Origin of the sequence: Acinetobacter sp. NIPH1876, assembly GCF_022808535.1 — a bacterium.
Taxonomy (GTDB): Bacteria; Pseudomonadota; Gammaproteobacteria; order Pseudomonadales; family Moraxellaceae; genus Acinetobacter; species Acinetobacter higginsii.
In genome coordinates, this window is sequence record NZ_JALGBR010000005.1 from 1 (window position 1) to 15,571 (window position 15,571).

General features: G+C 40.3%; 14 protein-coding genes and 1 pseudogene. 5 read left to right on the forward strand and 10 right to left on the reverse strand.

All coding sequences use genetic code 11. The features are described 5' to 3' along the window. From MN869_RS06370 to rimI, 4 genes and pseudogenes are all read left to right on the forward strand, one after another. Positions 1-138: pseudogene (locus MN869_RS06370) on the forward strand (elongation factor Tu); the annotation flags it as partial. Positions 139-490: 352 nt separating this feature from the next. Further along, positions 491-1,372 (forward strand): metal-dependent hydrolase, encoded by an 882-nt coding sequence (locus MN869_RS06375; protein WP_005205449.1) that lies wholly within the window; start codon positions 491-493, stop codon positions 1,370-1,372. A gap of 222 nt (positions 1,373-1,594) precedes the next feature. After that, positions 1,595-2,479 carry a metal-dependent hydrolase gene (locus MN869_RS06380; protein WP_005205446.1) on the forward strand — a complete coding sequence of 295 codons (885 nt, stop codon included), beginning with the start codon at positions 1,595-1,597 and terminating at the stop codon, positions 2,477-2,479. A 93-nt stretch (positions 2,480-2,572) separates the two neighbouring features. Continuing rightward, positions 2,573-3,031 carry a ribosomal protein S18-alanine N-acetyltransferase gene (gene rimI, locus MN869_RS06385; RefSeq protein ID WP_201772402.1) on the forward strand — a complete coding sequence of 153 codons (459 nt, stop codon included), beginning with the start codon at positions 2,573-2,575 and terminating at the stop codon, positions 3,029-3,031. Between the two features lie 334 nt (positions 3,032-3,365). Here the strand turns inward: rimI and MN869_RS06390 are convergent, their stop codons facing one another. The 4 genes from MN869_RS06390 to trxB form a co-directional block, all read right to left on the reverse strand. Beyond that, positions 3,366-4,181 (reverse strand): arginyltransferase, encoded by an 816-nt coding sequence (locus tag MN869_RS06390; protein WP_004805148.1) that lies wholly within the window; start codon positions 4,179-4,181, stop codon positions 3,366-3,368. A gap of 28 nt (positions 4,182-4,209) precedes the next feature. Continuing rightward, the gene (gene aat, locus MN869_RS06395) at positions 4,210-4,941 is read right to left on the reverse strand and encodes a leucyl/phenylalanyl-tRNA--protein transferase (protein WP_033134354.1); all 732 of its coding nucleotides are present in this window, start codon (positions 4,939-4,941) and stop codon (positions 4,210-4,212) included. An 86-nt stretch (positions 4,942-5,027) separates the two neighbouring features. Then, positions 5,028-6,584, reverse strand: a complete 1,557-nt coding sequence (locus MN869_RS06400; RefSeq protein ID WP_033134353.1) for a class I SAM-dependent methyltransferase — start codon at positions 6,582-6,584, stop codon at positions 5,028-5,030. A 116-nt stretch (positions 6,585-6,700) separates the two neighbouring features. After that, positions 6,701-7,651, reverse strand: coding sequence for a thioredoxin-disulfide reductase (trxB, locus tag MN869_RS06405; protein WP_004805153.1), 951 nt, complete (start codon positions 7,649-7,651; stop codon positions 6,701-6,703). A gap of 252 nt (positions 7,652-7,903) precedes the next feature. Between trxB and MN869_RS06410 the strand changes: the two genes are divergently transcribed. Beyond that, positions 7,904-10,993, forward strand: a complete 3,090-nt coding sequence (locus tag MN869_RS06410; RefSeq protein WP_033134352.1) for a DNA translocase FtsK — start codon at positions 7,904-7,906, stop codon at positions 10,991-10,993. 75 nt (positions 10,994-11,068) lie between these two features. Here MN869_RS06410 and MN869_RS06415 read toward each other — a convergent pair whose 3' ends face one another. The 6 genes from MN869_RS06415 to MN869_RS06440 all read right to left on the reverse strand — a co-directional run bounded on the left by MN869_RS06415 (position 11,069) and on the right by MN869_RS06440 (position 15,478). Then, positions 11,069-11,356, reverse strand: coding sequence for a PA4642 family protein (locus tag MN869_RS06415; protein ID WP_004805161.1), 288 nt, complete (start codon positions 11,354-11,356; stop codon positions 11,069-11,071). Positions 11,357-11,478: 122 nt separating this feature from the next. After that, the gene (gene minE / locus MN869_RS06420; protein WP_004655180.1) at positions 11,479-11,751 is read right to left on the reverse strand and encodes a cell division topological specificity factor MinE; all 273 of its coding nucleotides are present in this window, start codon (positions 11,749-11,751) and stop codon (positions 11,479-11,481) included. A gap of 2 nt (positions 11,752-11,753) precedes the next feature. Then, on the reverse strand, positions 11,754-12,566 hold the full coding sequence (gene minD, locus MN869_RS06425) for a septum site-determining protein MinD (RefSeq protein ID WP_004805162.1): 813 nt from the start codon (positions 12,564-12,566) through the stop codon (positions 11,754-11,756). A gap of 74 nt (positions 12,567-12,640) precedes the next feature. After that, the gene (gene minC / locus MN869_RS06430; RefSeq protein WP_033134351.1) at positions 12,641-13,360 is read right to left on the reverse strand and encodes a septum site-determining protein MinC; all 720 of its coding nucleotides are present in this window, start codon (positions 13,358-13,360) and stop codon (positions 12,641-12,643) included. Between the two features lie 117 nt (positions 13,361-13,477). Next, a complete protein-coding gene (locus MN869_RS06435; protein ID WP_033134350.1) occupies positions 13,478-14,536 on the reverse strand; it encodes a hypothetical protein in 1,059 nt (352 codons plus the stop codon). A 27-nt stretch (positions 14,537-14,563) separates the two neighbouring features. Next, positions 14,564-15,478 carry an acyltransferase gene (locus MN869_RS06440; RefSeq protein ID WP_005205432.1) on the reverse strand — a complete coding sequence of 305 codons (915 nt, stop codon included), beginning with the start codon at positions 15,476-15,478 and terminating at the stop codon, positions 14,564-14,566. Between the last annotated feature and the right edge of the window lie 93 nt (positions 15,479-15,571).

The following is a 15,571-nucleotide window of genomic DNA, read 5'->3' on the forward strand; positions in this document are numbered from 1 at the left end:
ATGGTAATGCCTGGTGACAACGTTGAGATGTCAGTAGAGTTAATCCACCCGATCGCAATGGACCCAGGTCTACGTTTTGCGATCCGTGAAGGTGGTCGTACTGTAGGCGCTGGTGTTGTTGCTAAAGTAACTGCATAATCGCTTAGAGTGATAAAAAACACCCCTCTGGGGTGTTTTTTTATATCTGTGGTTTTGTATTTCTTTTCTTATATCTAAAATCTAATATTCAGTTAAAATTTCCTTTTACGTCAGAAAAGTTGTTTCATTGATTTTCTTTTTTCTCTTGCATCGAGAATTAGTCTTACTTATTTTCTTTTTCTCTTGCGTCGAAAAATTTAATACTTAATTAAATTTTTCTCCTCATGTCCTAAACTGATACTACGCTGTCCTAAACTGCACTTAATTGATTCGCATAAAACCGTAATATAAAACTCAAGAAAACGAACAAAAGTGCTCAGTGGAGATATTCCACTGAAAAGGAGTAGGCAGCATGAATGCTAAAGTGAATGTTTCGAATCGTGCAGGTGCAAGTTTCCCAGTACGTCGTATGAATTTTGATTTTAATGAAGTTCCTGAATATTGGGTCAGTGGTTCTGCTGGATTAACTCATTTTATGACAGGTTTATCTGCACTATTTCCAGATGGTGAAAAACTCTTTATCGATTCAGTGCGTGCTGTACGTTATCACCCAGCCATTAAAGACAATGAAAAACTGCAAAAAGAAATCAGTGCTTTTATTGGTCAAGAGGCGATGCATACCCAAGAGCATGTCAACTTTAATGCTTCAGCTCAGAAATATGGTCATGATGTCGAAACACTTGAACGAAGAACAGGTGTCGTGATTCAAACAGGCCGTAAATTATTTGCTAAATTGGTTAAGCCATTTGGCATGACGCAAGAAATGGTCGATTTGACTGCAACTACAGCACTCGAACATTTTACTGCAACCATTGCATCAGAATTATTGCGTAATCCGCATATTCAAGAGTTAATGCAAGACAAGACCATGGAATATATGTGGTTATGGCATGCAGTAGAAGAAAATGAACATAAGGCGGTTGCTTATGATGTGTATGAAGAAATTTTTGGTCGTGGTGTAAAAGCCTACGCATTACGCAATACTGCACTGGTCGTTTCGATGGTTGCAATTTTCTTGACTCAATCTTCATTCGTATTGAAATTATTGAAAGATGATGGAAAATTAAATTTCAAAGAGCTCGGTATGATTTATGAATACGCCTATAGTCCGTCGAAAGGAATTATCTCTGGAATGGCGGGTGAAATGTTGGCCTACTTCAAGCCTGGTTTCCATCCAAATGATTTAGATACCGTACAATTATTGCAAGATTGGAAGGCAAAATTAGGTCTGTAAACGCTGTTTATTTTAGCCTCGTAATTCCTGAAAAGGGACAATAAGTATTGTCCCTTTTTTATTTTAATCTTTCATTTCATACAGAATTTTGAGCAAGCTGACATGTCCTAAGATGATGCTTTTCTGACCTTATCTGCACTTATTTCATGCACTGAAAAGAGCGTATAAATAAAGTATGGAATACGATCAATGAAAAATATTCATCGGATAGGAGAACAGGGTATGAATGCTAAAGTCAATATTTCAAACCGAGCTGGCGCCAGTTTCCCTGTACGCCGAATGGATTTTGAATTTGGTGAGGTGCCACGTTATTGGGCCAATGGTGATGCTGCTTTAACTCATTTTATGACTGCGCTTTCGGCACTGTTTCCAGAAGGTGAGCAATTCTTTGTGAACAGCACCCGTGCAGTACGGAATGATCCCAAACTCGCAGATGAGCGACTTCAGAAAGAGATCAGTGCCTTTATTGGTCAAGAAGCCATGCATTCAAAAGAGCATCTTGCATTTAATGCTTCAGCGGAGGCCTATGGTTACGATGTTCGTAAAATGGAAGGGCAAACAGGTCGTTTAATCAACCGTACCATTGGAATGACAGCAAAACTCTTAAAACCTTTCGGTTTCACCAAAGAAATGATTGGTTTGACGGGAACCTGTGCCTTGGAGCACTTTACTTCAACCATTGCAGAAGAACTATTAAGTAATCCAGACATTCAAGCGATGTTTATGGATGAAACCATGTACCATTTATGGATGTGGCATGCAGTTGAAGAAAACGAGCATAAAGCGGTTGCTTTTGATGTCTATGAAGCGATGTATGGTCAAGGCCCTAAAGCGTATTTTATGCGTTCATTGGCCTTAGTTATTGCAATGGGGCTCATCTTTATTACCCAATCTTATTTTACCGCCAAGCTTCTACAAACAGATGGCAAATTGACATGGCGTGATACCAAATACATGATCAAATTTATGTATGGCTATAAAGGTTTTATGACCCGCCAAATCCCGACCTTGTTAGATTTTTTAAGACCGAAATTTCATCCGAATGATGAAGATACCACAGCACTTTTGAATAAATGGCGTGCTGAATTGGGTTTTAATCTAAGTTAACTTCAATGGGCAGTCAAAACTGCCCATTTTTTTATTCAAATTTTGCTTTAAATTGCTGATAATCTGCACCAGTATTTTATAGAGTGATAGATCGTGATTCGATTGATGCAAGAAAATGACTTAGAAAGTGTGGCGGGGATTGAGCGATTGGTGCAAACCCATCCCTGGTCAAAGCAGCAGTTTCAGGAGTCTTTCGCCTCGTATCAATGTACGGTGTATGAACAAGCCAATCAAGTGGTGGGATTCTGTATTCTGCAGCCCGTTTTGGATGAAGCAAATTTATTGTTGATGGCGATTCACCCAAGCCAACAGGGTAAAGGACTGGGTTATGAATTATTAGAAAGCTCAATCCAGCAATTAAAAAACAATCCAATTCAGATTTTTTTAGAAGTTCGTGAAAGTAATGCAGCTGCGATTCGTTTGTATGAAAAAACAGGTTTTCATCAAATTGACTTACGTAAAAATTATTATCCAAACCCCGATGGTTCAAGAGAGCATGCCGTGATTATGGTCAAAACATGCACTGATGATTTTGCAGCGTTATTTCAATAAATTTATGCAATTTAAGTTTGACTCAGACATATATTCTAAAATATTAAAAAGTATTTGTTGTAACGGAGTCATTCAGGTTAATTATCCAATTTCATGATAAACCTGCGGTTCGCCCTACTTTTGTTTCGGTATGAGGAGCGAAAGCTCCGCAAGGGCAAACCATCTTTCTTGCACTACTTGATCAAAGTTCACCGCAAGGCGAAAAACTTTGCTTAGTATAAACTACGCACTTCGTTTGTCTTGCGCTGCGCTAAAGCTATAATCGCTTTAACTTGCTCAGGTTGTGAATGACACTTGCGTGTATCAAATAGTCGAAAAAATTATCAAATTTAAATTATTTAATAATTAAATTATTCCACTCAGAAGGCAGCGTACTCATCAATGAATTTCCAAGTTGATGGATTTCATTTTCAGAGAGTGGACGATTAAGTCGACGCCATTGCCCATCAAGCAATAATTCGAGTGGCGTATATTGCGATTTATAATTCATTTTGGGTGAATGTGGCACCCAGTAGCCTAGGTATAAATAGTCTAGGTTGAGTGTGCGTACATATTCGATTTGTTTAAGGATCGCAAACACACCTAAAGAACGGCGTTGTTCATCTGGATCAAAGAAGGTATAGACTGCTGACAGCCCATCGTCCATCAAATCACAGGTTGAAACACCAATCAGTTTTTGGTCTTTCCAAAGTTCAATAAAGAAACTTTCTGTGCAGCTATGTACCAGAAATTTTTCAAACTGATCTAGACTGGCAGGGTACATATCACCATCTGAGTGACGTTCATTGATATAACGTTCATATAAGTCGTAGTGTTGTTGAGTGGCTTGCGAGGTCGGCAAAATACTCATTTGCAAATCTTGATTGCGTTTCCATGCCTTTTTTTGGCTGCTGTTCATTTTAAATTCTTGAACGGGAACACGGCAAGATAAGCATTGGCGACATAAGTGACATTCAGGGCGATAGACAAAATCACCACTACGACGAAAACCAACACGAGAAAGTTCTGACAACGTCACCACATCGATACGGTGAATTGGATCTAGGAACACCATTCGGGCTGATTTGTTATCAAGATAACTGCAGTCGTGCGGTGGCGTAATATAGTACTGTAAGTCATTTAAAAGGGACTTGGGTTGATATGATTTCATTAATCTGTCCCTCCAAGGTGTTAATCCGTTAACCGTCTAATTTTGCAAAAACTGCTATTGTTTTACTTGAAAATACACGTTCTTGATAACTTTTCCAATTGATAGAGGGGGCAATAATTACATCTTGTAACGATTTAAGGTAGGCTTGGCGAGAAAGTGTACTCGCACCGAGGCTTAAAAGGTGATCATTGACCAATTGGCAATCAATCCATGGCAACTGATTTTCTTGTCCAATCAGCATTAAAGTATAGAAAGCCATTTTAGAAACGTCAGTTTCAGTACTAAACATCGACTCTCCAAAGCAGCCTTTGCCAACGCTGACACCATAGAGTCCGCCAACCAATTTATCCTGCTGCCAGACTTCAATACTATAAGCATAACCCGCTTGGAATAATGCGCAATAGCCTTCGATGATATCTTCACTAATCCAGGTTTCATTGGCATAGCTCCGAGGCAATGAACAAGAACGAATCACGTCTTCAAAAGCATTGTTAATGGTAATTCGATAATCATGCTTTTTCATATTTCGAATTAAAGATTTACTTGGTTTGTAAGCATGTGGTTCGATAATGCATCGCGGTTCAGGACTCCACCAGCAAATTGGCTCGTCTTCATTGAACCAAGGGAACAGCCCATGTGTGTAGGCTTCAAATAAAGTAGAAGGGGAGAGGTCTGCACCAATACAAATAAATCCTTGTCCTTCAGGATCAGCTTCGATTGGATTCGGGAAAATATATTGCGAGGGTGGGAGTTGTTGCATAGCATAAAAAATTAATAAGATTAATTCTAAGCTAACTGAAGTTATAGGGAATGGCAATCATTGGCAGAGCCATTCCCTATACGAGATTAATCAAACAAACGTAAATGTTTAGCAATTTCTAATTTTTTACTGTCGAGGAAAAGTTGTGCTTTAGTTTGAATAATTTCAAGACTTTTTTCTTTGTCTGATACGGTTTTACCTTCGCTGTCCAAGACTAACCAATTGAGTTGGCTGATTGCATCCTGTACATATTGCGCAAATTCACTCGCTGATGCTAAACCATCAATGAAATGTGCACGATAGAACAGTTGATGGAAATGCTCAGTTGGAATACCGATTCCTGTAATTGGGCTAATCAGGACATTATAGTTTTGATGAAAACTCGCTTGCTTTAATAAGTAGTGATTTAAACGTTGGGATTGCTCTAAAGTTTGTTGCTTCGGGTCTAAGTTTTGACACGGTTGAGCTAAACCAAGGTGCGATAGAATGACTAAAGCATTGAGAATTTTTGCATAGTTGAGATCTGGCAAACTTTGTTCCAGTTCAAAAATGGTCAGTGGTTGATAGTTTTCCTTTGCAAATTTATCGCCAATGGGCAGATAAATTTCTTCAATTAAATTAAAGGTGCCTAATAACCCACTGATACTGGTTGGTAGTTGTTCCTTGGCTGTAAGTAACACAAAGGCCGTGTTGCGCAGTCGTTCTTGTGCCTGTAATGGGGTTAAGTTATTTTTACCTCGAATAAACAAGTCTCGTCTAAATTGCGTGTTAGCAAAATAGTCGCGGCATTGTTCTTTAAAAATAGGGTGCTCAATGGCATTCAAAAAAGCTTGGTGCTGTTCTGAAAAATTGATGTTATCGAGGTGTGTATTTAAATCGGTTGAACCTGCATAGGACAGTTTGATTTCATCCAGAATACGCACAATTTGCTGGAAGGAAAAACATTGCCAATCTTGATTGAGATATTCATGAATCAAGTAGTTTGGATTTTGCTGTTTTAAATCAGCGACTTTTTGTACGGCATTGGGATTACGTTGCGCAAAAATTGGATTTTGCTTAAGTAAGTCTTCACTGAAGGTGAGGGCTTCATTGACCTTTTGCAGAGGATTGGTACTTTTGCTATTAAACTTAAAATGGCTATGGAACAGTTCGCGAATTGGCATATTCGCTGCCCAACCAGTAACGCAGTTATAGCTGATATAGACAATACCATTGGGTTTTAAGAATTTACGAATAAATTTGAGAATAATGTGCTGATTTTCATAGCTGATCCAGCTCCAAATCCCGTGTAGGCTGATCGAATCAAACATCGGAAGATCAGAACGATTAAGCAACTCTTCAAAACTATCATCATAGAAGTAATGTTCGGTTTTGCTCTGCTCAGCCAGTTGATTGGCATGTGCTGCATGTGCTGGATTGAAGTCTGTACCGTAGAATGCCGCTTCATTACAGGTGGCGTGAATATTAATACTGACACCTTGACCAAAGCCAAGTTCACAATGATTATGATTTTCCTGAAAATCTGGACTATCGATGCCATTTAAAAGTAAGCAAAACTTTTGGAAATTCGGGCTGAGGTCTCGATAATAACCGTAGGTATAATTTACTTCAGTTTGGTAGCCATTCGTCCAGGTCGTTGTCATTGATATATCCTATAGACTGATTGTTGATATGTTTAAAAAGCCGTCAATTTTTCGATTGTATGGATACTCGCAAAAAAAAACCACCAAAGATTGGTGGTTTTTCAATATTGGCCTAATTAGTTTAGATTATCGAGATATTTCTCTGCATCTAATGCTGCCATACAGCCTGAGCCCGCTGAAGTAATCGCTTGGCGATAGATACTATCTGCCACATCACCTGCAGCAAATACGCCTTCAATAGAGGCAGCAGTTGCATTACCCGCAGTGCCGCTATGCACTTGGATATAGCCATCACGCAGATTTAACTGGCCATCAAACATGCCTGTATTCGGTTTATGTCCGATCGCAACAAACAAGCCTTGAACTTGCACATCTTGCGTGCTTGAATCTTGGGTTGATTGGATACGAACAGCCGTTACGCCTGTTTTGTCACCCAATACTTCATCTACTTGATGGTTCCAGATAATACTGATTTTGCCTTCTTTTTCTTTGGCAAAAAGATGGTCTTGTAAAATCTTTTCAGAACGTAAGCTGTCACGACGGTGAACAAGGGTCACATGCGCTGCAATATTAGACAGATAAAGTGCTTCTTCAACTGCTGTGTTACCACCACCCACAACCATGACATTTTGGTTCTTATAGAAGAAACCATCACAGGTTGCACATGCGCTTACACCTTGGCCCATAAACGCAGCTTCAGATTCAAGACCTAGGTATTGTGCAGTTGCACCTGTTGCAATAATCAACGCATCACACGTGTACTCTTCCATATCGCCTTTGAGTACGAATGGACGAGTTTTAAGATCTACTTCATTGATATGATCGTAGACAATTTCTGTACCGAAACGTTCTGCATGAGCTTGCATACGTTCCATAAGCACAGGACCAGTTAATCCTTCTGGGTCACCTGGCCAGTTGTCAACTTCAGTGGTCGTTGTTAATTGACCACCGAGTTGCAAACCCGCAATCAGTGTTGGCTTGAGGTTAGCACGTGCAGCATAGACTGCTGCGCTATAGCCTGCAGGACCAGAACCCAAAATAATTAACCGTGAGTGACGAGCGCTCATTAAAGAACATCCTTTTTATATCAAAACTGCTAAAATTATACGTGAATCCAGAGCGGAGTGGTTTAAATCCATCGGGATAATATTGATTAACTCAATCGAATTGAGCTATATCCGAGCAGGATGTTAACAACAACAGTAAACAATCGTGCATCTTTTTTGTAAGAACGAGTGCATAATATAAAACTTATTGATTAAGGCATTTTAGGCCTTGAAAGATACTAACAAATAACGAATTGGGTTACAGGACTGTATATGACTGCGGTGTCAAGTGTTTATGCACAACGCTTTTTAATGACATTATTTTTGATTTCTTTTGGCATTTATTTATTTCTTGCCACAGTAACCTATACACCATTTGATCCGGGCTGGATGCATATTTCCAGTGATACCCAGCAGGTTTCAAACGCCAGCGGTGTAGCAGGCGCTTGGATCGCAGATTTACTGTTTGGTTTCTTGGGATGGGCAAGTTTGCTGATTCCACTGTTCTTGTTTATTGAAGCCATTCAAGTCTGGTGGCCAAGAAGCTTTTTAAACCGCCCATTTCGTTATGCTGCACAGTTTTTCTTGATCCTGTCCATTTCTAGTTTGTTGTATCTGCATTGGAATACACCTGCAGATACTTTGGATAATGCAGCGGGTGGTATTATTGGTTATGAGTTGGGGCAGAGTTTATCCCAATTATTAACCATCTATGGCGCAACTTTATTCTTATTGGCTTTTAGTATCTTATTACTGACTTTAGCCTTTGGCATTCAGTGGAACAAAACGTGGGCTACATTGAAAAATACGCCTGCTTATTTACAAGATTTATTTTATAAAAATGTGCCTCAGAATGAATCTGCGTATGATCTGACTGAGCAATTAGCCGCTGCTGATACACCTGCAATTAAGAACAAAGTACAAACTGAGTCTGATCTTGTAGCAGATACGAGTGAAGCTAAAGCGAATCAAGTTCAAGCAAAACTGATTAAAATTGATGATTCACATCATCAGTTGATGGCTGAAAAACTGTTTGCCGATGTGCTTGCAAAAGAACAGCAACAAGGTAGTCAGCCAGTACAAACTGAGCAGATTGAAGATTTTGAACAGACTTTACAACGTGCCCATCAGTTTGAAACCGAAAGCCAACGTTTGGTTCAAACAGGTGAAGTATGGCGTGCTTTACAGCGTGATGATGCGAGCCATAAACAGGAAATCGATGCATTATTAAGAGCTGCGGATGACGCTCCTCATGCTCCAGCACAGTATGCATCTACCGCACATGTGGCAACCGCAACGCAGACATCCAGTCACAGCAATCTAGATTGGAATGATGATCAAATCTTTGATGAATTGTTGGCTGCTGTTCCAAACAGTAAGACAGCGACAGATTTACATACTCCATTTACGCAAGAGCCTCCGGCGCATTCAGTCCCTCAGGTTGCTGAGGTCGAATTTGAGGCAGATATTGAAGCATTGATTAATGAATCTGCAAGACCAGCAGCTGTACAGCCAGAAACTGCACCGATTCAAAATGCAATACATCCTATCCAAGAGGATGTTCATCGCATAGCTGAGCAGCAAGCAGATGATTTTAGTGATCTTCTGGTCGAAGAAGAGCGTGAACAGGCTTCACCACGAACGACCAGTTATGCGCAATCCTCTGCTTTTGTAAAAGCACCGATTGAAGTTTCAACACCAACACAAAAAGAAACTCTGTCTAAAGAAGCCTTTATCGAAGCATGGCAAGAAACGGCAGGTAAAGCTGATCCAGATGCAGATTTGGATATTGAAGATGATTTTGATCTGGATGCACCTTTAACGGATGCATTTGGTCGTCCAATGTCACGCGCCATGCAAGTCGCGCAAAAACGCCGTGATCTACCGACTTTACCCGGTCTGGAATTGCTGGATGAAGTTGATCCAAACAAAAAGGTCAATTTTACCGCTGAGCAATTAGCACGTCTTTCTGAGCTGTTAGAGATCAAACTACAAGAGTTTAATGTGAAGGCTCAGGTGGTCGAAGCCCAGCCGGGACCAGTAGTAACACGCTTTGAACTCGATCTTGCACCGGGTGTTAAAGCCTCTAAAGTGACCAATATTTCACGTGATTTGGCGCGTTCAATGTCGATGGCTTCGGTTCGTGTGGTTGAAGTGATTGCAGGAAAACCATATATCGGAATTGAAGTACCGAATAGTAGCCGTGAAATGGTGCGGTTGATTGAGTTATTGAAAACGCCAGCTTTTGAAGACCCTGCGGGTTTGCTCTCTATGGCGATGGGTAAAGACATTTCAGGTAATCCTGTCATTACTGACCTTGGTAAAGCACCACATATGCTGGTTGCGGGGACCACGGGTTCTGGTAAGTCGGTTGCAGTGAACTCGATGATTTTATCGATGTTACTGAAATATACACCAGACCAGTTACGCTTGATTTTGATCGATCCAAAACAGCTTGAATTAGCCAACTATAATGATATTCCACACTTGTTAACGCCTGTTGTCACGGACATGAAAGATGCAGTCAGTGCTTTAAACTGGTGTGTCAATGAAATGGAACGTCGTTATAAGCTGATGTCCTTCCTGAAAATTCGTAAACTCAGTGACTATAACCGTAAGGTCGAAGAGGCGATTGCCAATGGTGAAGATCTCATTGATCCAACATGGAAAGCCAGTGATTCGGTTGTCGGTGAGCGTGCACCACGTTTAGCGCCATTACCATCGATTGTGATTGTTGCCGATGAGTTTGCTGACATGATCATGCAAGTCGGTAAAAAAGCCGAAGAAATGATTACTCGTTTAGCGCAGAAATCGCGTGCAGCAGGAATTCATTTACTGCTAGCAACACAACGTCCATCGGTCGACGTAATTACAGGTTTAATTAAAGCCAATATTCCAACCCGTGTTGCATTACGTGTAAACAGTAAAATTGACTCACGTACCATTCTCGATGCAGGTGGTGCAGAAGACTTACTTGGTCATGGTGATATGTTGTTCCTAGGGCCAGGTAAAATCGAGCCTGAGCGTGTGCATGGTGCCTTTATTAGCGATGATGAAGTGAACCGTATTTGTGATGCTTGGCGTGAACGTGGTGAGCCGGATTATGTTGATGAAATCCTGACGCCATTTGATGAGGAGCCAAGCTCACGTGGTTTTGAAGATGGGGATGGTGATCCAAGTCGTGATGCGCTGTATGATCAATGTGTATCGTTCGTTTTAGAGACACGTAAAGCATCGACTTCATCGCTACAGCGTAAATTTAGCTTGGGCTATAACCGTGCCGCTCGTATTATCGACCAAATGGAAGAGAATGGCATTGTCAGCTCAATGGGCGCCAATGGTAAGCGAGATATTCTGGTTTAAAATTATCTGCTAAAAAAAGCCTCTATTGATAGAGGCTTTTTTTATTGGTATTCAGTGGCTTTATTGAAGAAGAGATTAAGCAAATTTTGCTAAAACTTCTAAGAAACCATCTTTTTGACGTGGAAATTGAGCAATCACATCATGAATGCGTTGACCTTCTGGATTGGTCGCATTGAGATCACGACCATCAGCCAAAAACTGGATAATTAAGCGTTCATAATCATTTGGACGCATATGTTTGAATGCATGATAGAGCACATGAAAGTCAGCATTTACGCCAGTTGGAGGAAGTTGGTTAAGGTAGGCAAACACACGCTCATCTGACCACTCTTCATTGAAAGTTGCTGGCTGTGATAATGCCATGACAATCTCCTCAGTCTTATAAAATAATAAAGGCAAAATACTTGAAGTGGGGAAAGTCCTACTTTCCAAATCCACCCGCGTATTCTGCCTTTATTTGCGAAAAATCGCTAATGAAAAAACTTCTATCGATCTTCAGGTAAATTGATATTCATTTCTAACATTTCGATATTTGCTTCTGAACGAACCTGCATTTGAATATGCTGTTCATCCACACCACGAACATAACGACTCACCACCTGCATGATTTCTTTTTTCATCTGGTCGATTTTGTCTTGGCCTAGGCGACGGCCTAAACCTTGTTCAGAGGCAACAATTACCTTTAAACGATCTTTGGCAGTTTGTGCACTTGATGGCTTTTCATCACTGCTAAAAAGTTTACTCCAGAATCCTGCCATAATTACGCTCCAAATAGTCTAGCTAACCAACCTTTTGGCTGTACTGCAATGTGTCGATAAGGACGGTCTTCGCCAAGGAAGCGAGCCACTAAGTCATCATAAGCTTGGCCAGCTTTTTCTTCTGTATACAGAATCACTGGTTTACCTTCGTTTGATGCTTGAAGTACGCTCGGACACTCAGGGATAACACCCAAAGTTGGCACACGTAAAATATCTTTCGAAATATCATCGATTGTAAGCATTTCTTGTTTATCAGCACGTTCTGGGTTAAAACGTGTAATACATAAGTGCTTACGGATACGACCTTCGTTTTGTTCAACTTTTTTGGTCTTGCTGTCCAGCATACCAATAATACGATCTGAGTCACGTACAGATGAAATTTCAGGGTTAGTTACAATGATGGCTTCATCAGCATGATACATTGCTAAAATCGCACCACGTTCAATACCCGCAGGAGAGTCGCAGATAATATAATCAAACTCTTGAGAAAGTTCATCAATGACACGTGCAACACCTTCATCGCTCAAGGCATCTTTATCACGGGTTTGTGATGCAGGGAGAATGTATAAGTTTTCAATCTCTTTATCACGGATCAGCGCTTGCTGTAAACGTGCTTCATTATTAATAACATTAACGAAATCATAAACTACGCGGCGTTCGCAGCCCATGATCAAATCTAGATTACGTAAACCTACATCGAAATCAATCACAACAGTTTTATGACCACGTAGGGCTAAACCTGTTGCAAAAGATGCGCTTGTTGTAGTTTTACCTACACCACCTTTGCCTGACGTTACGACAACAATTTTGGCCACCGAATCCACTCCTATTTATGGTCATACGCCCCTAAAAGGGCTTATTTGGTGCTTTTAAAACTCAATTAAATAAATTAAAACTGCAAGGCTTCAAATTCAAGTTCTTGCTTGTTATTTAAATAAATATGTACAGGCTTTTTGATCATATCTTTGGGAATATCATCTGCTACACAATAAGTCCCTGCAATAGAGATTAATTCTGCTTCGAGCGAATGGCAGAAAATACGTGCCGCAGTTTGCCCGCCTGCGCCTGCAATGACTCTACCACGAGCATTGCCATAAATGTGAATATTTCCAGATGCAATCACTTCTGATCCACTATTCATACCCGCATTTAAGATAATATCGCCTTGATCTTGGACCAAACATTGGCCTGTCCGCAAAATCTCATCATGATAAGAGGTGATATATGCATTCGATGTATTTTTTTGTGGTGTTTGTATTGCAGCATTATCCGCTGTTTTTACAGGAGCATGATCAACCACTTGTTCTTTGGATGCCTTGATGCGCTGTAAGGGCTGATCGGCAGGGAGAACAGGGAATTGAATCGCCCGAGCTTCATCACCCAAAATGCCATCAATGACGGCCATCGGTTGTAAACCTAAATCAATTAAAAGCTGAATTAACGCAATCAGCTCTTGTTCAACGGTACTATCAATAATGACGAGTGTACCGATATAAGAACCTTCATTCAGTGTATCGCTAAGTTGCTGTCGGATTGCATTATGGTCATTTGTGTCGAAAGTCAGTCGACTAAAATTCACCATTCTGCCCGTAATCCGTATATCAGCCATAATTTATCCTTCAGGGCTTTTTAAGCGCTCTATTGTGTTGAAGCGTGTTGTAAATAAAAGCAAATGCTAGAACAAATTACACGAATTCTCTAGCTTGATTGGTAATTTTTCTTGTAATCATTCTGCTTTTTTATCCAATTGATCAGATTCTTGCAAAGTTTGCTGCCATTGTTTGACTTTTACCTGTTTTCGAATTGCTTCGAGGCTTTCAAATACGACAGATTCGACCAATTCTTCTAAGTACTGATTGTCGATATTCAGCTCACTGACCTGTTGTGCAATATATTGGTAATTTTCATTCGGCTTTTGTACGGAACCTGCTGTAAAGGGTTCGATGAGGCCTGCACTGATATTTTCACCCAATCGTTGCCCAATACTTTGTATTTGTTGTTCGATACGGCTGCCTACAATCGGGATCAGACGCAACAATTGGGTCAGTTCTGGGGTATCTTCAATGGCTTGATTGACAATAACACCGACTTTTTGAGTGATCATGGGTTGCTGTTGTTGTAAGGCTGTCGCCAAAGATTCTTGCAACATTGAAGTCAGCGTCACAGTAAACAGTTGCCGATGATGATCAACCAGATCATGAATAATTTTTTTATGACTAGAGCTGGTTTGCAATTCGTGTCGAATGCCATCAATCACGGTAATGACGACACGATCAGACAGCTCTTCCATCACCACACGATAATAGAATAGAGCTTTGATACGAATGCCATCTGGCACAACCTTATAACCGAGTTCATGGAGTCGATAAGCGATAATTCCTGCACGGAATAAACGCAGGAAACGTAGATGCGGAATGATGGCTAAGATTTCATACCAGTGAATAAAGGGGAAAAACCACCAACGGGCATGATGTTTTTGTGCAATTGAGATGATCCAGCGCACAACCAGTTCAACAATCAAAAAGATAATGAACCATGCTTCAGTGGTAATCACCCAAGGGTGTAAATGGGTACGATAAAAATCCAGCACACTGGAGAGATGGATAAAATTAAAAAACCACGCCCCGATATTACTCATCAGGAAAAAGTTCATACCTAAGCAGAACAAGTTAAAAACAATAATAAACACCATGAAAATGTCATAGACGAGGAACAGCTTAAAAAACACACTGTTCGGATTGACATAGTTATATTTAGAGTTTTGTCCTGAGTCCTGCTGGGTCATGTCTTTACTCAATTCCTGATGAGAATATTAATTATATTTTGCTTTCATTTGTGAAATCAGCTGATCTTTTTCAGTCCAGATTTGATCAACCCATTTTTGGAAACGTTCACGATAGACAGGGTCATCCTCATAATTACCGCCGAGTACCCAGTCTGGAATTTCTATTTTACGCAAATCGACAGCAATACGTGACACATCCCCCAACCAGAATTCGCCATAACCGGGTGCGCCATCAGGATACACAATTGTCATATCGACTAATGCATCAATTTGATCCCCCAGAATACTGAGCGCCAAGGCCAAACCACCCGCTTTGGGTTTGAGGAGGTTTTGAAAAGGGGATTGCTGTGCAGCATGTTTTTCAGCAGTAAAGCGAGTGCCTTCTAAATAATTTAATAAGGTAAAAGGTTGGCTAAGTAACTGTTCACAGGCTTTACGCGCTTCCAGCATATCGCGTGATTTTAGCTCTGGATTTTTGGCAATTTGTTCTTTGCTGTGACGCTTCATCATTGGGAAGCCCAAAATTTTGAAAGCTTGTCCCACAAAAGGAATAAAAATAAGTTCCCACTTGGTAAAGAAGCGAGTCAATGGCATACGGGTTAAACCGAAATACTGATTCACAGTGGTATCGACCCAACTTTGATGATTACACATCATTAAGTATCGCCCCTGCAAATTCAGATCAAGTTGTTCATCAATACTGATGTCCCATTGTAAATTTGGCAGAACATGATCAATTAACCAGTTATTTACCCCTAACCAACTGTTGGTAATTTGAATATTTGTTTCATCTACTTTTGCAGATTGTTTAAATAATTTGGTGAGGCCTAAAGCAAGTACTGGTGGTCCATGAAAGAAGGTACTGCCTGTAATCACAGAACTAACGGTTAATCCTTTACTGACTTTTTGCAATAGGGATGCTTTTTTATTAGCGGTAGCCATAAATCGAACCTTGAGTGCATATGTTTGAAAAAGAGATGTTCCAACTATAAACAACAGATGTTGAAATACAACTGTATATTTTAAGTTATTGAC